Source organism: Jiangella ureilytica (assembly GCF_004348545.1).
Lineage (GTDB): Bacteria > Actinomycetota > Actinomycetes > Jiangellales > Jiangellaceae > Jiangella > Jiangella ureilytica.
In genome coordinates this window covers 42573-62542 of the sequence record NZ_SMKL01000004.1, presented here as the reverse complement: position 1 = coordinate 62542, position 19970 = coordinate 42573, and the positions used below count along the sequence as shown (strand labels likewise).

The window sequence follows — 19970 nt, the reverse complement described above, 5'->3', positions numbered from 1 at the left end:
AGGTCCTGCGGCGAGCCCGCGCACCCGCCGGGCCCGGCCGCCGGCTACTCGTAGGAGCAGGCCGACGACATCTCGACCGGGTCCGCCGGGTCGTCCTCGTCCTGGCTCGGCTCGTCGCGGGGTTCGTCGTCCGGTTCCTCGCTCGACTCGTCGCTCGGCCGGTCCTCGCTCGGCCGGTCCTCGCTCGGCCGGTCCTCGCTCGGCTCGCCGGCCGGTTGCTCGGCCGGCTCGTCCGCCGGCTGCTCCTCCGACTCCGCGGACGACTCCGACGGGGCCGACTCCGACGGGGCCGGCTTCGCGTCGCCGTCGAGCAGCGCGTCGACCTCGTCGTGGATGAGGCCGATGTCGGGGTCGGCCGGCACGATGAGCGGCGGCACGAACTGCAGCGACGTGATGTCCTGGTCCTTCGCCTTCATCGCCAGCCCGACGAGGTTGGCGAGGTCCTGCTGCGGGATGTCGGTGGTGATGACCGACTTCGACGCATCGGCGAGGTCCACGAAGTTCGACAGCACGGTCTGCGGGTCGGCCTGGTCGACCAGCGCGCCGAGGACGCAGCGCTGCCGGGCCATGCGGGCGTAGTCCGACGAGCTCTCGCGCGAGCGGGCGTACCAGAGCGCGTGGTAGCCGTCGAGCTCCTGCAGCCCTGGCTCGAGCACGCGGCCCTTTTCGCCGATGGGCAGCTCCTCGTTGACCCGGATGGTGATGCCGCCGATGGCGTCGATGATGTCGCGGAAGCCCTGCAGGTCGACGGCGACGTAGTAGTGCACCGGCACGCCGAGAGTGCCCTCGACGGCCTGCTTGACGGCGGTGGGGCCGGGGCCGGACGGGCCCTCGAACAGCTCCGGGTTCTCCTCGCCGAACGTCCACGTCGCGTTGAGCATGTAGTCGGACGCGTCGCCCTCGCCGTCGCCGGAGAAGCCGCGCGGGAACTCGTCGTCGGCGGGGGTGCCGTCGGCGAACCGGGCGTTCTCGAGGTTGCGCGGCAGGCTGATCATCGCCGGCTCGCCGGTGCGGACGTCGATGGACACCAGGTTGATGCTGTCGGGTCGCACCCCGACGCGGCCGTCGCCGGCGTCGACGCCGAGCAGCAGGATGTTGAGCCGGCCGTCGCTGGCGGCCGCGACCTCGCCCGACGGGAACATCTCGACGACGGCGTCGTGGGCGGCCGTGGCGTACCGGGCGGCGACGACGAACGGGGTCGACACCATGGCCGCCAGGGCCAGCGTCGCGCCGATCATGATGAGCCGGTGCTTCTGGTTCAGGCCGGGCGGGTGGCCGAGCCGCCAGGCGTCGAGCAGCAGCACGACCCAGGCCGCGGCCACTCCGAACGCCAGCAGCTTGAACGCCGTCAGCAGCCACGGCCGGACGGCCAGCCCGGCGAGGTCCTGCAGCGGCACCAGCCAGAGCACCAGCGCCGTGACGCCGAGCAGGCCACCGTAGATCCCCAGGGCGATCTTGCCGGTCTTCTTGTGCCCGGCGACCAGCTGCGCGCTCCCCGGCGCGACGACGGACATGGCCATGAGCGTCACCGAACGGCGGAAGCGCGCCGCCTCGGCCCGCTGGGCCTTGAGCGCGGCGATGGCTTCACGGCGGGCGCGCACGCGCCGAGGATCCGGCGGCCGGGCCGCTGTCGTCATGCACATCCCCCAAACCGGACGAGCCGGCGAGTCCCCACGCTCACCGCTTCGTCAGTATCACCACAAGGCATCGCGATCTCACGGGCGGCACGCCGAACCCAAGCGTCTCTTCCGTCACACGAGTCACACTCTTGGGGACGAAGCCAGGCATACCCACTCAGACCCGCTCGAACCGTCCGTCAGACGTCGGCGAGACCCTGCTCGCGGGAGCGCAGGATGGCGGCGCGCCGGGCCAGCCGGTGCGTCCGGCGGATCTCCGCCTCGGCGAACCGGCGGCGGTCCTCGTCGGTCTCGGGCAGCACCGGCGGCACCTCGCGCGGCGAGCCGTCGGCCCCGAGCGCCACGAACACGAGGTACGCCGTGGCCACCGGCGTGGCCGGGCGGACCTCGTTCCAGGGCTCGGCGACCACCCGCACGCCGACCTCCATGGACGTCCGGCCGGTCCAGTTCACCTTCGCGTGCGCGTGCACGAGGTTGCCGACGTGCACCGGCTCGAGGAACGTCATCTCGTCCATCGACGCCGTGACGGCCGGTCCGCCGGAGTGCCGCTGCGCCACCGCGCCGGCGACGTCGTCGACGAGCTTCATGATGACGCCACCGTGCACGGTGCCGAGCAGGTTGGTGTCGAGCGCGGTCATGATGCGCGACAGGCTGGTCTGCGCGGCCGACGACGGCCGGCCCTCGGGACTCATGCTCGCCACCGTACGGCTTGACCACGTCGAACGCGCGTAGGTACGGTCTGTGACGTGACGCACGGCCAGGCCATGATGCGAATGCTGCACTCCTTGTGCGGCCGTTCGATGCTGGCCTGACGCGTCCACGTCAGCTCACCGGGCTCCCGCACACGCGGGGGCCCTTTTTTGTTGCCCATGACGTGTCATGCCCACCTCCCGGCCCCGAGGGGAACGATGTATCCGCCGATCACGTACCTGACCGACTGTTCGGACACCAACGCGCAGGCCCGGCTGACCACGCGCATGGCCGCGCTGTTCGGCCGGTCGCCGGTGGTGCTGCCGCTCGGCGGGCCGGCGCCCCTCGAGGCGGCCGGGCTGACCCTGCTCGACGTGCTGCTGTCCACGCGGCTGCTCGGCGAGGACGGCTTCCCGACGGCAACGCTGGTCAACGTCGCGCCGCGCGACGGCAGCTGGCCCAACGGCGCGCCGTTCTGCTGGTTCCGGCACGGCCGGCACACAGTCTTCTCGACCTACGACCCGCTGCTGCTCGACCCGGTGCGCCGCCACCTCGGCGTCGACTCGGTCGAGGTGACCGACGCGCCGACGGTGCTCGACGCGGCCGGCTCGTGGGCCCGCATCGGCGAGCCCGACGCCGTCGACGTCGCCGCCACGCAGTTCCGCAGTCTCTGGTACCTGCCGCTGCTGGCGAAGTGGGTGCTCGACGAGCGCCCCGTTCCGTCGTCGCCGGTCGAGCTGCCCGTCCCCGACCGGCCCGACGGCGTCCGGGTCGCCCTGGTCGACAACTTCGGCAACTGCAAGCTCACGTGCACGGCCGCCGACCTGGCCCTGACGGCGGGCGACCGGGTCGCCGTCGGCCGGACGAAGGTGCGCTACCACGACCACCTGTCCGAGGTACCGGCCGGCACGGCCGCGCTGGTCACCGGCAGCTCGGGGCCCGGGTTCCTCGAACTGGTCGTCAACGGCGGCTCTGCGGCGCTCGAGTTCGGCCTGCGCGACGGCGACACCGTCGACCTGCGCAGCTGACGCGCCGCGCCGGTGCCGATCGGCAGGTTACAGAGTGGTTCGGCGACGGTATGGTCGAGCGTGATGCGACCAGACGGCGATGCAGGCATGGCGGCGCCCGGGGCGGACGGCGGAGCACGCGGGACCGAGATCAAGGTCACCACGTACCAGGCCGGCCACGTGCCCGGCGTCTCCTATCGCGGCGGCACGGCCCACAGCCCACGCGACGACGAGTCTGCCCAGGCGGCGGAGCCCGCTCCTGCCATGGCCGCACCGGCCGGCGGCACCAGCATGATGCCGGCCGACGCGTACGGCCCGGCCGACACCGACGGCCTCGGCGGCCCGCCCGCCACGCCGCCGCCCACCCGCCGTCGCCGCGACGGCGCCGAGCCCCCGGCCCGGCCGAAGAAGCGGCGCTCCGGCGCGGGCCGGTTCTTCCGCTGGCTGCTCGCCATCCTGCTGGTCATCGTCGTCGCCCTCGGCGTGCTCATCTGGTACGTGTGGGGCCGCATCGAGAAGGTCGACGCCATTCCCGAGGACCACGGCTCGGCGCTCTCCGAGGGGCGGGTGTTCCTGCTGGTCGGCTCCGACAGCCGCGAGGACCTCACCGACGAGGAGCAGAGCGAGCTGGGCACCGGCAGCACCGAGGGCCAGCGCACCGACACCATCATGCTGCTGCACGTGCCCGGCGGCGGCGCCCAGAACGCCCTCGTCAGCATCCCCCGCGACTCCGTCGTCGACATCCCCGGGCACGGCGAGAACCGCATCAACGCCGCGTTCGCGTTCGGCGGCGCGCCGCTGCTCGTGCAGACCATCGAGGCGTCCACCGGCGTCGCCATCGACGACTACGTCCAGATCGGCTTCGGCGGCTTCGCCGGCATCGTCGACGCCCTCGGCGGCGTCGAGATGTGCCTCGACGAGCCGGTGCAGGACGAGCAGGCGCACATCGACCTGCCGGCCGGCTGCCAGGTTCTCGACGGGCCCAATGCGCTCGGCTACGCGCGGGCCCGGCACTTCGACCCGACCTCCGACATCGGCCGGGTGCAGCGCCAGCGCGAGCTGATCTCCGCCATCGCCGACAAGGCGCTGTCGCCCGGCACGCTGGTCAATCCCATCGAGCTCACCCGCACGGCGCTGGCCGGCGGCGACGCGCTCGTGCTCGACGAGAACACCGGCCCCATGGACATGTTCGCCTTCGCCCGCGGCATCGGCTCGGTGTCCGGCGGCTCCGGTGCCACGATCACCGTCCCACTCGGCTCCGTCGGCAACACCGTCACCTGGGATCCCGAGCTCGCCGGCGCGCTGTGGACCGCCCTTCAGAACGGCGACGACATCCCGCCCGAGGTCATCGAGGCCCAGCCGTAGGCGCCGCCGCCTTTCGCGAAGGGTCGCCGATGCTGCTCCGAGACCTCCTCATGTCGCAGGCCGCGCACGCCGGCGACCTCGCGTGGGCCGGGTCGCCGTTGCCCGGCCATGCCGCGCTCGCCGGCCTGCGGGCGGCGGACCCGAGCGAGCGCCCGGTGGTCCGGGTGTCGGCCATCCGCACCGCCGAGCTGCCCGCGGCGCTGAGCGTGCTCGACGATCTGGCCGAGAAGGAGCGCGCGGTGCTCCTCATCGACGCGCTGCCGGCCGAGCCGGTCAGCCGCGAGCTGGCCGTCGAGCTGGCAGAGCGCGGTGTCGAGCTGCTGCACGCGGTCGAGATCGACGACGCCGCGAGCGTGCGGGTGCTGGCCGGCCTGTCGCTGCAGCGCTCAGGGGCGGGCGCCGGTCTCGCCGCGGCGAACCTGGCGGCGGTCACCGTCGACGGCAGCAGTCCGGACTGGGCGCGCCTCCGGGCGGTCCTCGCCAGGGCGTTGGCGGGACACGAGAGCTGCGCCGAGACGCTCGCCGCGGTCAGGGCCGAGCTCGACGCCGTGACCGCGCCGAGCGGCGGCGCCAGGCCGGTGCAGGGCACCGACCGGTTGCGCCTCGAGGTGCCCGCTCCGGTCCCGCCGGGCGACGGCCGGCACCAGCCGCCGGCGTTGCGGGTCGAGGTGCCGGCGACATCCATGGTCGGACGCACCCTCGATCGGGCCGGAATCGGCGGCTACGAGCCGACGACGATGGCCTGGTTCCTGGCGCTCTGCGACACCGTGCAGCCCGGTGCCGTCTGGGACGTCGGCGCCAACCTGGGGCTCTACTCGCTGCTCGCACGCGCCTACACCGATCGTGAGGTCGTCGCGTTCGAGCCGACGCCGGAGGTCGCGGGCTGGGCCCGTCAGCTGTCCGCCGTCAACGGCCTGGACTACCCACTGGAGCAGGTCGCTGCCGGCGAGGTCCCGGGCGTCGCCACGTTCTACCTCTCGGAGAAGAGCGATGCGTCCAACTCGCTGGCCAAGGGGTTCCGAGACTCCAAGCGGCAGCTCGACGTGCTCGTCGAGCCGCTGGACCGCTACCTCCGTCGCACCGGCTCGGTCCCAGCCGTGCTCAAGATCGACACCGAGACCACCGAGCACTACGTGCTCCGGGGCGCCCGCGAGGTCGTCGCCAGGCACCGGCCGTGGATCTTCTGCGAGGTGCTGGCCGACCAGGCGCCGGAGCAGGTGCTGGCGGCGCTGATGAGCAGGTTCGGCTACCACTTCTTCCACCTGAACGGCGCCGATCCGCTGGCCGAGACCGACGTCGTCGTCGGCGACCCCACACTTCAGTACATGAACTACCTGTTCGCACCCCGTCCGCTCGAGCCGCGGATGATCGACGCGGCCCGCGCCTGGCAGGCCGCACTCGAGGCGACGCCGAAGGCGATCCGCCGCTGAGCGTCAGGGCCGCCCGAGGCCCCGGTAGGTCCAGCCGGCGGCCCGCCAGGCGTCGGCGTCGAGGCAGTTGCGCCCGTCGACCACCACGGGGTTCTCGACCATGCGGGCCAGCTCGACGGGGTCGAGGTCGCGGAACTCCTGCCACTCGGTGAGGTGCAGGACCACGTGCGCGCCCCGGCAGGCGTCGAGGGCGGACTCGGCGTACGGCAGGGTCGGGAAGATCTTGCGGGCGTTCTCGGTGGCCTTGGGGTCGTACACGGACACCCGTGCGCCCTGCAAGTGCAGCTGCCCGGCGATGTTCAGCGCGGGCGAGTCGCGGACGTCGTCGGAGTGCGGCTTGAACGCCGCGCCCAGCACGGCGACCCGGCGGTTGGCGACGCTGCCGCCGGCCAGTTCGCGGACGATGTCGACCACGCGCTGGCGGCGCCGCAGGTTGATGGCGTCGATCTCGGCGAGGAACGCCAGCGAGTGCGAGGCGCCCAGCTCGCCGGCGCGGGCCATGAAGGCGCGGATGTCCTTCGGCAGGCAGCCGCCGCCGAACCCGATGCCGGCGTTGAGGAACCTGCGGCCGATGCGGGCGTCGTGCCCGATGGCGTCGGCGAGCTTGGTGACGTCGGCGCCGGCGACCTCGCTGATCTCGGCCATGGCGTTGATGAAGGAGATCTTCGTGGCGAGGAAGGCGTTGGCGGACACCTTGACCAGCTCCGCCGTCGGCAGGTCGGTGACGATGACCGGGGTGCCGTCGTCGATGGCGCGCGCGTAGACCTCGCGCAGCCGCCGCTCCGCCTCGGCGGACGTGACGCCGAAGACGAGGCGGTCCGGGTGCAGGGTGTCCTCGACGGCGTAGCCCTCGCGCAGGAACTCGGGGTTCCAGGCCAGCTCGGCGCCGGCCCCGACGGGCGCGGTCTTGGCCAGCCGGTCGGCCAGCGCCGCCGCCGTCCCCACCGGCACCGTCGACTTGCCGACGACGAGGCACTGGGTGGTCAGGTGCGGTGCGAGGGAGTCGACGGCGCCCTCGACGTAGCGCAGGTCGGCGGCCATGCTGTCGCGGCGCTGCGGGGTGCCGACGCAGATGAAGTGCACGTCGGCGTCGGCGGCCGCGGCGAAGTCGGTGGTGAAGCTGAGCCGGCCGGTGCCGGAGTGCTTGGCCAGCAGCTCGTCCAGCCCCGGCTCGTAGAACGGCGCCTCGCCACGGGCGAGCGCGGCGACCTTGTCGGCGTCGACGTCGATGCCGACGACGGTGTAGCCGAGCTCGGCCATGCCCACGGCGTGGACCGCGCCCAGGTAGCCGGTGCCGATGACGGAGATGCGCAAGCTCACGATCAGATCCCACCCGTTGTGGCCGGTTCGTCGGGTCGAGGCTACAAGTCGGCTGGGGCGCTCGCCACGGCGCACTTGCCACAGCGAGGCTACCCACGAGTAGCATCAGGGAATGGATGCCGACTTCGACCTGTACCGGCTCAGCGACGAGCACGAGGCGATCCGGTCCGCGGTGCGCGAGCTCTGCACCGACAAGGTGGCGCCGCACGCGGCCGAGGCCGACGAGACCAGCTCGTTCCCGCAGGCCTCCTACGACGCCCTGCGCTCGGCCGACTTCCACGCCCCGCACATCCCCGAGCAGTACGGCGGCGCGGGTGCCGACGCCCTGGCCACCTGCATCGTCATCGAAGAGGTCGCCCGCGCCTGCGCGTCGTCGTCGCTCATCCCGGCGGTCAACAAGCTGGGCACCATGCCGCTGCTGCTGGCGGCGTCGAACTCGGTCAAGGAGAAGTACCTGCCGCCGGTCGCGGCCGGGCAGGCGATGTTCTCCTACGGCCTCTCCGAGCGCGAGGCCGGCTCCGACACCGCCGCCATGAAGACCCGCGCCGTCCAGGACGGCGACGGCTGGGTGCTGTCGGGCCAGAAGTCGTGGATCACCAACGCCGGCGTCTCGCAGTACTACACCGTCATGGCGGTCACCGACCCCGCCGCGGGCTCGCGCGGCATCACCGCCTTCGTCGTCGAGTCCTCCGACGAGGGTTTCTCGGTCGGCGCGCCGGAGCGCAAGCTCGGCATCAAGGGCTCGCCGACGCGCGAGCTGCTCTTCGATCGGTGCTGGATCCCCGGTGACCGCGTGGTCGGCGACCTCGGCCAGGGCCTGAAGATCGCGCTGCGCACCCTCGATCACACCCGCGTCACCATCGGCGCCCAGGCCGTCGGCATCGCCGCCGGCGCGGTCGCCGCCGCCACGGCCTACGTCCAGGACCGCCAGCAGTTCGGCCGCCCCGTCGCCGACTTCCAGGGCGTCCAGTTCATGCTCGCCGACATGGCCATGAAGACCGAGGCCGCGCGGCAGATGGTCTACCGCGCGGCCGCCGCCTCCGAACGCGACGAGTCCTCGCTCGGCTTCCTCGGCGCGGCGGCGAAATGCTTCGCCTCCGACGTCGCCATGCAGGTGACGACCGACGCGGTGCAGCTCTTCGGCGGCTACGGCTACACCCGCGACTACCCGGTCGAGCGCATGATGCGCGACGCGAAGATCACCCAGATCTACGAGGGCACCAACCAGATCCAGCGCATGGTCATGGCAAGACAGCTGCTCAAAGGGGTTGTGAGCTTCTAGCGCGGAGGCGCTTGCGGGGCCGGTTTTCATGATCAGGCCGTCTCCAGGCCGTCAGTTTCGGGTCCGAACACGGCATCGATGGCCTGTCGCGCCCTCTCGTGGCTGGACGGCACGAGGTGGGTGTAGGTCCGCAGCGTGAAGCCCGCGTCGGCGTGTCCCAGGTACTCGGCCAGCTCCTTCACCGAGACCCCGCGGGCAAGCAGCATCGAGGCGTAGAAGTGCCGGAGCCCGTGCATGCCGTCCGCGCGCGGTCGGTAGACCAGGCCAGCGGCCTTGAACGCGTGCTGCCACACCACCTTCGTGAACAGGTCACCGGAGTACAGCCGACCGTTCTCGCCCGTCACCATCAACCGAGCCGCGACCGGCTCACCGTCAGGGACGCGCCAGGGCAGCTTCACCTCGACCGGCGGGAACTGCTCGCCGTACTCGTCCAGAACGTCGATCAGTCCGCCCGACGCCGGGACCGTCCGGGTCTTGCCGCCCTTCGGGAGCGCGAACATCTGAACGCCCTTGACCGTCTTGAGCTGCCGCTGGACCAGGACCACCTTCGCTGAGCGGTCGATGTCGTCGGGGGAGATCGCCAGGATCTCCCCCTGTCGCAGGCCGAGCCCGGACCCGAGCGGCACAGTCACACCGAATCGCTCCCCCAGGCCGGCGCGCACGGCGTGCACCCGCTTCTCCGTCCACACCACGACTCTCGGACTGGCGCCCACCGGCCGTCTTACGGTCTTGGCCTTGCACGGGTTGTCGCGGATCAGCCGGTCGTCCACCGCAGCATCGAGCACCGCCGACACCAGCGTGAACAACGCCACCTGGTAGTTCGAGGCATATCGGCGCTCTTCCAGTTCCCCCAGCCAGTCACGCACCATCGACGGCGTGATCCGGCCCACCCGCACGTCGCCGAAGGACGGATAGATCCGGCTCGTCAGACGGCTGCGCAACACCTCGCGCGTGCCGGGGTCCGGTGACTGTCCTTTCAGCCAGTTCTCGGCCTGTTGCCGAAAGGTGATGGCCGACGCCGCCGGGTCGATGTAGCGCCCCTCGCGCTTGTCCGCCTCGACCCCGATGAGGAAGTCCTCAGCCTGCCGCTTCTGCCGATCCGGGAACGACTTCGATCGCTCTTTGTTGTCCGGCGAGAGGTAGCGCACCTTGTACCGCATGCCGGTGCCGTGCAGCTCGGTCTTCTCCAGCACCGGGCGGCCGGACGAGCTGAACACCGGCTGGCCCGACTCCGGGTCGATCTTCTGCCGGTACCAGCGGTCCTGGATGTGTCCCACGAGGCCGCCTCAGTCCTCGGCGTCCAGCCACATCCGCAGCTTCGCCGGGTCGTACCGCAGATGCCGGCCGACCTTGCGTGCGGGAGGCCCTTCACCACGCCATCGCCACTGGTAGAGCGTCTTCACCGGAACTCGGAGGAAGTGCGACACGTCGTCCACCGTCCAGAGCTGATCCATGCTGGTCATGCGGGCTGTTCCTTCCGTTCACGCCGCCGGGGCAGCGGCAGGTTGTGCGGTTGCCGAAAGATCCAGCGCCGCGGGTCCGGCGCGGGTCTTGGCGTCCTCGTACTGCGCCCGCCAGCGTTGTTTCTGTGCGATGGCGTGGGCGATGAGGCGGGCGTAGGTGGGGCCGTCGACCTCGCCGGGGTGGGTGACGGTCCAGACGAACCGCGGCCTGCCGTCGGGGGTGGTGGCGGTTGCCGCAAGCTCGTCGTGGTCGTCCATCTCAATGCCGGCTTCGGTGAGGACGGCGCGGACGACGGCGGCGCGGTCGGCGCGGTGCTGGTCGAGGGTCTTGCCGGTCCAGCGGCGGGAGACGAGGACGCGACGCCCGCCGAGGCCGAGGTGGTCCCGGTCGTGCGCCTTCGAACCACAGCGGCCGGGTTCGAGCCCGCCTGTCGCGTTCTTGGGTTGGATGCCGTAGCGCAGCCAGTTCGCACAGGTGGGCGAGCAGGGCAGCCACCGGACTTCGTCGGCGATCCGGTCGATGTGCGCACGGCGCGCGGCCGAGACGGGTGGCTGACCGTCGGTGTCGTCGTCGTGGAGCGGGTCGGTGATCGACTTGGTCAGGTACTTGGTCAGGTAGCCGATGACCCGGTCCGCGAGCGGGGTTCCGGCGATGACGCCTTGGATGTCGACCTGCGACCCGGCCCGGATGACGTGCGCCGGCCGGGCGTCGGGGTCGTCGTCGATGGCGTCCAGCGCCTCATCCCACGTCGGCAGCACGGCACCGGTGGTCGGGTCGGCGTAGGCCTGAGCCAGCTCGTCCCACACCGGCAGCTCGTCCAAGTCGGCGTAGACGACTTCGTCGAGTCGCGGCCACCACACCTGGTGATACGTCGCCGCCACCACCTGCTTGAGCAGCTTGCGCGGGATCGCGCCACGGATCGCGGCATGGAGGTGCGGGGCGAGTCGGCGTTGGGGTTCGACGGTGGCGAAGTACTGCACCGAGTAGCCGGTGGCGCGGCGCAGGTTCTGCCAGAACCGGTCCACCAGCTTCGGGAAATGCATCGCATCCAGCGCGGCCCGCCGGTAGTCATACGAGCGCGGGTCGACCGGAACACCCTCAGACGTGACGCGCCCGTAGGACGGCAGGGTGAGGGTGACGAACATCGACGGCCGGTAGGTCTTGCCGTCCGATGTCTCGAACACCCGGCCCGTGGTGCGGTCGGATACGGCGAGGCGCGGGAGGTCGGGTGCGTCCTGCCGCCGCCGCGTGGACCGCACCCGCCGGCCGTTGTCCTCGTCGTGCTCGTCGGCCTGGTCGCCGTCGTCGTCCCCACCGTCCTCCGTGGTCTCGGGTTCGGGTTTGGGTGGGTCTTCGGTGAGGTGCCAGCCCTCGCGGCACTGCTGGATCCGCAACCGGCGCGCGGTGTCGGCGCAGGACGGGCAGACCTTGGCGCGGGTGGCCCCGCACGCGATCACCACCGTCCTGGAGGCGCCGGTCATGGTGTCGGTGACGTGCTGCAGGATGGGCCGCACGCACACGCCCTTCGCGGCGGCGAGCTCGCGCAGGGTGGCGTCATCCGGCACCTCTCCGGTGAGTGGCGTGACGGTCACGCCCGCACCCCCGCCGGGTCGTCCTCGGCCTCCTGGTCGTCCTCGACAGCGGGTGCGCCGAACTCGGTCAGCTCCCGGCGCAGACCCGCCACCCGAGCAGCGATGATTTCGGCGGTGTGCTCGTCGACGAAGGGGAACCGGACCCGTTCCAGCCGCCCGGCATCGGTCGCGACGACGGCGATGCCGCGCATGGCCTCCGGGATGTCGACCGGGGACACCTCGGTGTCGCGAACGATGGGGCCGAGGATGGCTTCGGCGGCGTCCTTGGACATGACCCGCCACGCGGTACGCACCGAGGCGTTGTCGCGGATCGCGGTCGGCAACGCGTCGTTGGTCGGCTTCTGCGTCAGAAGCCGGGTCACGATGCCGGCGGAGCGGCCCTTCTTCACCAGCGCCGACAACCGCGCGGTGATCTGCCAGGCGAGCTGCTTCGTCTCGGGATCCATGCCCTTGGTGTCGGTGAACGTCTGCACCTCGTCGACGACCAGGAACACGGCAGGGTGGTTCGGGTCGAGGGGGAGGTTCCAGAAGTTCGCTTCACCCCGGTTCGCCTTCTGCGTCTTGAGGCGGTGCCGCATCAGGCCGTGCACCTGTTCGACGACGGCGAGGACCGCGGTCAGGTCTTCGTCTTCGGCGCAGTAGGCGGCTGCTCGAGGTGCGATCCAGGACCAGTCCTCCCCGCCCTTGCCGTCGATCACGACGTACTGGACTGCGGGGTTCTGGATCAGCCCGCACGCGAGGCTCGTTTCGCCCGCGGTCTTGCCGGAGCCGGGGACGCCGCCGCCGACCTCGGCCGCGATGTTCGCGTAATTCCTGGTCCGCCACTCTCCGTCCTCCCCGATGGCGAACCGCACGCGCCGCAGGTCCGTTACCGGCGGCACGTCAGTGAGGATCACGGGTTCGTCGAGCACGTCCAGCAGCACGAGCACCAGCTCGACCCGGCCCGGACCTGTGGTGGTGACGCGGACCTCGGGAACGCCGAACGCGTGCGCCAGCTCGTCGGCCTGCCGTGCGAAGTCGGCCGGCGCCTGCCCATCCAACAGGCGAACGTGCAGCACGTCCCCCACCGGAGCCAAGGTCACCTTCTGAAGAGTCGGGGTGATGTGGTCGCCGCCGGGAGCAGGTACGTGGAGGTTGCAGGCGACCATGACGGCGTCCCAGCGGGACCCGTAGGTGTGGCGCAGCCGATGCCGAGCCGTGAGGCCGTTGACGAGCCAGGTGTGCGAGACCGGGTGCAGCACCCGCCACGCGAACGACAACACCGGCGGCAAGACCGCCAGGAGCACGAGGCCGACCCAGCCCCACGTCGAGTAGACGAACAGGACCACCAGCGTCATTGCGACCAGGCCGCGGAGCCGCCAAAGCAGCCGGATCAGCCACCACCCGGTCAGCAGCGACGCCGCCCCGTTCACTCGCTTGCGCGGCAGAGTCAGCAGCGTCTTTACGAGCGTGAGCAGGTTGCTCATCGTCACCACCCGCCGATCTGCTCGTCGGCCAGCGTGGCCGCGACGGCAGCACGGGCACGGCCCTCGAACCGCTCCGTGCGGGTGGTCACCCAGCAGGACGGGCACAACGTCCCGGCACCGTGCAGCGGCATCCCCGCACCGTTCAGGCTCGTGGCGCAGCGGTTGCAGTGCCTCGTGTGCAGTCGTGGACGGCTTCTCATCGGAACTCACCTCTCAGCGCGGTCAACCGGGCATGCCGGGACCGGACGGCTTCGTGACAGTCGGTGCAGGTGGCCTCGCCGGTGCCGGGGTGGAACCACACCTCCACGGCATCCACGGCGCGGCCGCAGGACGAGCAGGCGGTCAGCGCAGACACGACAGATCACCGCCAGCACGGGCCTGCTCGGGCAAGCAGTCCGGGCAGCGGGCGTTCCCCGGCACGTCGGCGACGGTGAAGACGAACCAGGCCCCCGCGTTGTCGGCATCGGTGGTCGTCGCTCCGCAGCCGTCGCAGGACAGGACGCGCGGCCGGTTCACCGGGATCCACGACCCTTCGTCGTCCGCCGACGGGTGGGCTTGACCACGGGTGCGCAGTCCCGGCACGGCTGGTCGGGTGTGGTGGAGCGGACCTTGTCGCAGACCGGGCAATGGAACGCATACGCCCGGGCCGTGGAATCGAAGGGCAGCAGCCCGAACAGGACCGGGTCGCCGTTCACGACCGACCACCACACCGAACGAACTGCGCGGCGTCGGCAGCGTCGGACCGCTCCGCGTCGACGTCGGTGACCGCGGTGGCGAGCTGCGCGGCGGTCAGGACCAGGACCGCCAGGACGGTCAGTAGGGCGACGGGGAGTCGCCAGAACGTAGGCTTGGGCACACCAATCCCCTCCCTCGTGGGGGTGTGGTTGGGGCCACCGGGGACGGGGACGGTTTCCTAGGCCTTGCACCCGTCCCCGGTGGGGTCTCATCGCGAGACGACAACACCACCGCGGGCAGTCGTCGTCGTTGTGAGTGGTGAGCGACGCGGGGCACGGTCCTCGAACGCTGCGCCGAGCCGGGTCAGCGACCGGCCGAACGACGACGCCACCGCCGGGGCCACTTCGAGCCGCACCGGTCGCCCGTCCCGCCCGGTCGTCGTCAGCACCACCACAGCGCCACCGTCGACTGCCTCCGCCGTCGATGTGACGACGACCCCGCGGGCGGACAGGCTGTCGCCGTAGAACCGGCACGCACCGTCATGACCGGCCGCCTGGTCCTCGCACCATGGCTCATGCTCGACCGTCGTCGTCATGTCGCCACCCCGACCGACGCCGGTTCGGCGGTGGGGATGGCGTCGCGCCAGTGGTGCGCCAGCGCCTCCCCCGCCGCATCCACCAGCCGCCGAGACAGCCCGTCCGAGTCGCTCGCGAGGACGGAGCGGATCAGCGACGCCGCCAGCTCCGCGGCCTGCTCGACGGTGAGGTGCATCTGCAACGACGGATAGGCGCCGTGGGCACCGGTGATGATCACGACCTCGTGGGCGGATGACCAGGACGCCGCCAGCGCCACCGGCACACTCACGCTCAAGTAGGCCTCACGCTCGGTCGGCATCGTCAGCCGGCCTTCTGCTCACCGTGCTTGGCCTCGCCCTGGCCGCGAGCACCAGCGGCGGGCGGGCGCGGGGCAGCGTTCGGGGCCTTGACGCCGGTGGCGCGGTACTCGTAGCCGAGGTACTTGAACTCGCCCTGACCCATCACCTTCGGCGACGCCGTCACACCCACCAGCTCGATCGGGCGCATCCCCGGCAGCACCTCATCCGGCAGCGGCGCGGGCTGCACCTCCGCGAGGAAGATGACCTCGAACGACGCGCGCTTCGCCTTCGCCTCATCCGGGTCCGTCACGGTGGCCTTCCACTGCCGCAGCTTCGTGATGTCGTCCACCCGCTGCCGCTGCTCCTTGCCGCGCGCCCGGTCCTCCTGCGACTGGTACTCCAGATCCGGCTCGATCTCACCCACCATCACCAGACCCCGCGGGAACGCCTCACCGAACTCCACCGGGAACCGGTGACCCTTGATCAACGCCATGACTGGCCTCCTTCACGCGGCGCCGAGGACGTTCCCCGGCGTGCCTCATGACCAGAAGGCTACCCGTACTAATAGTGCGGGTCAATACTTAGAGTGTGGAAAGGTGCTCAGAGTGTCATGCCGACCTGCCTCGCCAGGTCTCGAACGTCAGTTGCCTGTCCGCCTTCGGTCCGCAGCAGGTCGGTCAGTAGCGCATGGACGGTCGGGTGGCCCACGACCAGTTCAGGCGCGATCTCGTAGGCCTGCCGGATCGCTGCCACGGCGGCGGGGGCGTCGCGGCGTTGAGCGTGCGCGCGAGCTAGCTCGACCTGGTAGCGCGAGCGCCGCTCCGGCGAGAGGCCCCCGGGATCGAAATCTGCCGCGATCCGCAAGGCGCGGCCGGCGTCACCGAGTTCGACTGCGACGGTGACCTGATGGAGCGTGACGTTCGTCGGCCCGAACTCGGTGCCGTAGTCGTTGCGATCCGTACCGAGGGCCTGTGCGAGTCGTTCCGCGTCGACCAGGTAGGCGTAGGCCTGGTCGGCGTTGTTGCGACGAGCCTCCGTGATGGCCATCTGCATCAGCATCGAGCCCGACAACGAGATGGCCGCGGGATCCTCGGCGGCTACCCGGCCGGCGAGAGCATCAACTGCGGTCGAAGCGGTCCGGATGACCTGGCCATAGAGGCGGGCGCTCTGGAACACAAGAGAGAGCCGGAACGCCCCTTCGGCCATCAACAGCGCATCACCAGAGCGTTCCGCGGCCGCGATCGCTCGGTCCGCGGACACCCAAGCGCCCGACGGCTCGCCGAGCTTCGACAGAACGGCAGCACAGGCGTGATACGTCCGGGCCAGCGCCGCATAGACCGCGCTCCGAGGCTCACCGTCCGAGGCGCGAGCCGCGAACTCCAGCGCAGGCAGCAGCCGCATCATGAGGTCACTGACCCGCTCGTACTCCGCCGCATGAACCAGCGACCAAGCCTGGTCAACCGACCCCGTCAGCTCCCGCAAATTCGCCGAGGAACGATCAGCGAGGACCGCCGCAAGCGCGTTGCTCGAACTCAACGCCAAGGTCAGATTGACCGCAGCCGCCGGCCGTTCATGCGCCGCGGCGACGACCGGCCTGTCCGGTGCCAACTCAGTGAGCGGCACTTCCAGCACCTCAGCCACGCGTTCCAGCACGGACATGCGGTCGATCTTCCGCACGCCACGTTCCACCTGCGAGAGCCACGTCTCGGAACGGTCAAGTAGGCGAGCCAACTCCCGCTGCGACAAGCCGCGACGCTTCCTAGCCTGAGCGACCCTGCGGCCTAACGCCTGAACGTCGTCCGTCACCCTCTCGCCCCGTCTGGCAGCCCCTTGGCCGGGCCATCGGTCAGGAACTCCACCCGCGTCGATGCCAAGTACTGCCCACGCTCAGTCAGGAACGCCTTGACGTGCGGCTGCTGCTCATGCGCCTCGAATGCAGCACGGTCCGCGTAGACCTCGTAGAACACCCGGGCCAGCGGGTCACCCTCGACGCCATGCGTCGCGTAGACCAGGGTCCCCGGTTCAAGATCCCTGATCCCCGGAGCCGTTCGGGCCACCAGCGCATCAAACGCCAAGGCCGCATCTTCGTCATGCAGATCGAACCGCACCACCAGAGCGAACATAGCAACTCCCCTCACCAAGGCACACAAGAAGTACGAGGCCGCACCAAAGGTAGCAGTGCAGGAGGTCAAGCCTCCAGCGAGGGCCGGGCGGCACAGCAAGACCATCGACTCCTTGCACTACGGGGAGCACAGAGGGCGAGCGGTCTCGGATAAGTCAATGCGCCACGCCCTGTCGTCCGGGCTACGCCTCGCCCTAATCTGCCCCGAGCGGCCCCACGGCTCATGGACGCGCATTGCCAATGGACCCAGCGCCGCGGCTGTTGTCTTAACGGCACGTCGCGGTTTAGGAAGATCGGGCGAAGCGGTGACAAAGGCCTTATCTGTCAAACCACAAATTCGTTCCCGGTCAGCCTGGGCCGGACGATACGTTCGGCCCCCGCGATAAGGTGCCAGTAACGCCACCGGCGCACCTTCTAGCAACGTCGCCCAAACCTCATCATGATGCGCATTGGGGGAGCCATGATGCGGCACCTTATGCAACGATGCCGGAAAGTCCGGCGTAAACTCCGCGAGTACTGCACCCCAACCACAGCCGGCCGGTCCTTTCAGAAGGTCTGCACCTAAGAGTGCTGCACATTCTCCGACCTCCACCCATAGTGCAATCGCTAGCTCATTCGGATCGTGCGCCGGCAGTCGTAGACGCTCGCCGATCGAGGCCGCGCCACGCGCGAGACTCTTCAGCGCTCTAGTGACTGCTTCATCCGAGGGCGACAAAGCGGTGACGGTCATTGGTAGGTCCGACTGTCGCCGCTTCACGAGAGTCTTCCCATTGGACGCCCGGACCATCGACTTCAAGCCAATGGCCGAACGACCTCGGTCCTCGACATGCTGGATCACCTTCCGATACTCGCTTAGAGCGCTTGCACGCATCAGCCTTTCTAGTTCTTCATCTATCTCGGTGAGCGCATAGAATTCCTCCGACACCACTGCCGGTGAACAGACAAAACTGGACCGTTCGCAAACTCGGAACACCTCTGCGATGCCAGCAAAATGATCGTCATGAGCATGAGTCGCCACAACAAGAAGAACGGACGACGAGTCAACGCCCAACTGCTCCAAATAGCGCAGCGCCGGATTCGAACCATCGACTTGATCGATGCAAGAGTCTACGATAATCCACTCGTTCTGCCCTAGGTGGACGACGATCGACTCGCCCTTTCCTGGACCGAAAATCGAAACCTCAAACTCGTCCTCGGCAGGCGGATCAGTCAACATACTTCTGAACTCGCGCTAACTTCCCTCGTGCGCGCTCTCGTATCCGTTCAATATCGCTTTCCGTCCAGCGTCCCAGCCGCCTGAGCCGGAGGCTCGACGTTGTCGTCCTGTGACCAGCACCCTCTTCGACCGTCCGAACCGTGAGATAAAAGGCATCGCCGGGTCGCACTTCCGATTCGTCCGGCGAAAGCAGTTGAAGTTCAAAGTCTGCACGAACCGTCGGGCTGCGATCGGTCGGATCGAGTGGAGTCAGCTCGGCCGTGAAGACGTCACCCTCAATCTCAAGCACACGACCTTGCCACTTCTTTAGACCAAGAACCGGCTTAGCCTCAGAATGCGCCAATGGCTGCTGCCTCGAAACATCTCCGCTTGCTACTTCACCAGGATTCCGCACGCCGCTAGCCTCGAAAGCTGTGGGTGACTTAGGGTCCACCGTCGAGAGTGGAGCGGTCTCACTCTCAGACGCCGCCTGCAAATGGCGACGCCATACCTCCGCAACTGGATCCCGCCGTTCCGGCCAGCTAGCACTAGCACTGCCGCCCGTGCCTGAGCTTGTCGCCCAAGCGGCCTGTGTTCCACCGTGCATAGTTGTCTCAGCCATCATGCCCCCGCTCTTTGCGCCGCGACGCGCTGCACCACGCGCTGCGAACGTTTCATCGACTCCGACCACTGGTCGGTTAGTACCTCGACGGCGATTGCAGCCTTTTCGGAAGACAACGGTACCTCGCCAGCGGTCGGGCGGGCCGAGCCGAATTCCTCCCTCGACGCTGGCTGCGATTCTACAATCGACAGATTGTAATGATCGTTATATGCGACAAAGACCCCGAAATCCACTCGCGCAGAAGGCTGAACCTGCACTTGGATGAAGCCCGAGTACTTGTCCGGCCTCACCCCCCACGTAGTCACGTCCGCCATACCCGGAAGGATAAGCACGTCCTCCCAGAAATCGTTCCGCACAAGGGAGTCCCCGACGGCGTGCCATTCACGAGCATTATCAACCGCAAAATGAACCTGCCGGTTGATGCCTAGCTGGCTAATCGGTGTGCCAGGCAGGGCCGCCAAGATGCCGACCGCAACGTCTCTCAACGACTCGTACGCGTCTGTCTTCTCAGTCAAGACCTGGAGCGTCTCGGTCTGGACGTGGATCTGAAGCCAATCCACCTTGAAAGAGGCCACTGGGGCGGCAATCGCGTCGACCTTCGCGGCGCTCGCCTCCGCTTGGCCTATCAAGCCATTCAACAAAAACCAGGACGGTGAGAATACCGCGGGGTTGAACTGGCCCCGGATCACGACGGACGCGGCTTCGAGAGCTATTTTAGGGGCTGCCACCGGTAACCCTTCGCTCTAGGCACGCACGCACGCGCGGAGAACCGCATCATGCCACGATGAGGGACTGATGGGAAGGCTCCGGGCGGCGGAGCAAGGTCGGTACCAGGCACACTTAACGGTACCTCGCAGGGGTTCCTCAGCGTTCCGGGACCGTTGAGGGCCTACACAGATCGTTGTCCGTCTTCGGCGTGCGTACCTGCGGTGCGGAGGGCTCTGCCGATCCTGGCTCTTTAAGATCAAGCGGCGCGCTGCGCGCGCCGTGCCCGCCCGGCCTCCGGGCCGGGCGTGCGGCCTGGCGGCCGTTCCGGGCCCTGTCGGCCGGCGGGCACCGACTGGCCGGCACCAGCTCGGCCGCGCCTGCAAGATTACGTGGTGGCGTCCCCCTCGTAGCGGCCATTCTTTGGCCTCCGCTCCACGCGTCAAGGGCGCCTACGGCGTCACTACGTGATCGGCTACGCCGACCCTTGACCCGCTCCGTTCCAGCCAACGACCGGCAGCTAC

General features: G+C 69.5%; 20 protein-coding genes. 4 read left to right on the top strand and 16 right to left on the bottom strand.

Going from position 1 to position 19970, the window contains the following annotated elements; all coding sequences use genetic code 11:
• Positions 1–44: 44 nt before the first annotated feature.
• On the bottom strand, positions 45–1601 hold the full coding sequence (locus E1212_RS02795; RefSeq protein ID WP_162605270.1) for an LCP family glycopolymer transferase: 1557 nt from the start codon (positions 1599–1601) through the stop codon (positions 45–47).
• A 215-nt stretch (positions 1602–1816) separates the two neighbouring features.
• Positions 1817–2329 carry an acyl-CoA thioesterase gene (locus E1212_RS02790; protein ID WP_131978785.1) on the bottom strand — a complete coding sequence of 171 codons (513 nt, stop codon included), beginning with the start codon at positions 2327–2329 and terminating at the stop codon, positions 1817–1819.
• A 216-nt stretch (positions 2330–2545) separates the two neighbouring features.
• Between E1212_RS02790 and E1212_RS02785 the strand changes: the two genes are divergently transcribed.
• The 3 genes from E1212_RS02785 (at position 2546) to E1212_RS02775 (ending at position 6129) form a co-directional block, all read left to right on the top strand.
• Positions 2546–3355 (top strand): SAM hydroxide adenosyltransferase, encoded by an 810-nt coding sequence (locus E1212_RS02785; RefSeq protein WP_131978782.1) that lies wholly within the window; start codon positions 2546–2548, stop codon positions 3353–3355.
• A gap of 87 nt (positions 3356–3442) precedes the next feature.
• Positions 3443–4699 carry an LCP family protein gene (locus E1212_RS02780; protein ID WP_203416269.1) on the top strand — a complete coding sequence of 419 codons (1257 nt, stop codon included), beginning with the start codon at positions 3443–3445 and terminating at the stop codon, positions 4697–4699.
• A 29-nt stretch (positions 4700–4728) separates the two neighbouring features.
• Entirely contained in the window at positions 4729–6129 is a 1401-nt protein-coding gene (locus E1212_RS02775) for an FkbM family methyltransferase (protein WP_131978779.1), read from the top strand.
• A 3-nt stretch (positions 6130–6132) separates the two neighbouring features.
• Here the strand turns inward: E1212_RS02775 and E1212_RS02770 are convergent, their stop codons facing one another.
• Positions 6133–7449, bottom strand: coding sequence for a UDP-glucose dehydrogenase family protein (locus E1212_RS02770; RefSeq protein WP_131978776.1), 1317 nt, complete (start codon positions 7447–7449; stop codon positions 6133–6135).
• Between the two features lie 112 nt (positions 7450–7561).
• On the opposite strand from E1212_RS02770, the gene E1212_RS02765 reads away from it, so the two are divergent.
• Positions 7562–8731: an acyl-CoA dehydrogenase family protein gene (locus tag E1212_RS02765; RefSeq protein WP_131978773.1), complete on the top strand. Its 1170-nt coding sequence runs from the start codon at positions 7562–7564 to the stop codon at positions 8729–8731.
• A gap of 32 nt (positions 8732–8763) precedes the next feature.
• Here E1212_RS02765 and E1212_RS02760 read toward each other — a convergent pair whose 3' ends face one another.
• From E1212_RS02760 to E1212_RS02710, 13 genes are all read right to left on the bottom strand, one after another.
• On the bottom strand, positions 8764–10008 hold the full coding sequence (locus tag E1212_RS02760) for a tyrosine-type recombinase/integrase (RefSeq protein ID WP_131978770.1): 1245 nt from the start codon (positions 10006–10008) through the stop codon (positions 8764–8766).
• Positions 10009–10017: 9 nt separating this feature from the next.
• The gene (locus E1212_RS02755; RefSeq protein WP_131978767.1) at positions 10018–10194 is read right to left on the bottom strand and encodes a helix-turn-helix domain-containing protein; all 177 of its coding nucleotides are present in this window, start codon (positions 10192–10194) and stop codon (positions 10018–10020) included.
• An 18-nt stretch (positions 10195–10212) separates the two neighbouring features.
• Positions 10213–11787, bottom strand: a complete 1575-nt coding sequence (locus E1212_RS02750; protein WP_203416267.1) for a replication initiator — start codon at positions 11785–11787, stop codon at positions 10213–10215.
• Complete coding sequence (locus tag E1212_RS02745; RefSeq protein ID WP_131978764.1) at positions 11784–13253, bottom strand: hypothetical protein; 1470 nt, start codon at positions 13251–13253, stop codon at positions 11784–11786. Before E1212_RS02745 ends, E1212_RS02750 begins: the two co-directional genes overlap by 4 nt.
• Positions 13254–13255: 2 nt before the next feature.
• Complete coding sequence (locus E1212_RS30670; RefSeq protein ID WP_275296145.1) at positions 13256–13384, bottom strand: hypothetical protein; 129 nt, start codon at positions 13382–13384, stop codon at positions 13256–13258.
• Positions 13385–13944: 560 nt separating this feature from the next.
• Complete coding sequence (locus tag E1212_RS29200; RefSeq protein ID WP_162605269.1) at positions 13945–14109, bottom strand: hypothetical protein; 165 nt, start codon at positions 14107–14109, stop codon at positions 13945–13947.
• Positions 14110–14196: 87 nt separating this feature from the next.
• Positions 14197–14523, bottom strand: a complete 327-nt coding sequence (locus E1212_RS02740; RefSeq protein ID WP_131978761.1) for a hypothetical protein — start codon at positions 14521–14523, stop codon at positions 14197–14199.
• Positions 14520–14822, bottom strand: a complete 303-nt coding sequence (locus E1212_RS02735) for a hypothetical protein (RefSeq protein WP_131978758.1) — start codon at positions 14820–14822, stop codon at positions 14520–14522. Before E1212_RS02735 ends, E1212_RS02740 begins: the two co-directional genes overlap by 4 nt.
• Before the next feature lie 2 nt (positions 14823–14824).
• Positions 14825–15295: a hypothetical protein gene (locus tag E1212_RS02730; protein WP_203416265.1), complete on the bottom strand. Its 471-nt coding sequence runs from the start codon at positions 15293–15295 to the stop codon at positions 14825–14827.
• Positions 15296–15402: 107 nt separating this feature from the next.
• Complete coding sequence (locus tag E1212_RS02725; RefSeq protein WP_131978755.1) at positions 15403–16608, bottom strand: helix-turn-helix domain-containing protein; 1206 nt, start codon at positions 16606–16608, stop codon at positions 15403–15405.
• Positions 16605–16925 carry a putative quinol monooxygenase gene (locus tag E1212_RS02720; RefSeq protein ID WP_131978752.1) on the bottom strand — a complete coding sequence of 107 codons (321 nt, stop codon included), beginning with the start codon at positions 16923–16925 and terminating at the stop codon, positions 16605–16607. The genes E1212_RS02725 and E1212_RS02720 overlap by 4 nt, the downstream gene beginning before the upstream one ends.
• Positions 16926–17042: 117 nt before the next feature.
• Positions 17043–18140: an MBL fold metallo-hydrolase gene (locus tag E1212_RS02715; protein ID WP_131978749.1), complete on the bottom strand. Its 1098-nt coding sequence runs from the start codon at positions 18138–18140 to the stop codon at positions 17043–17045.
• A 600-nt stretch (positions 18141–18740) separates the two neighbouring features.
• Positions 18741–19469 (bottom strand): hypothetical protein, encoded by a 729-nt coding sequence (locus E1212_RS02710; protein ID WP_131978746.1) that lies wholly within the window; start codon positions 19467–19469, stop codon positions 18741–18743.
• Positions 19470–19970: the final 501 nt, after the last annotated feature.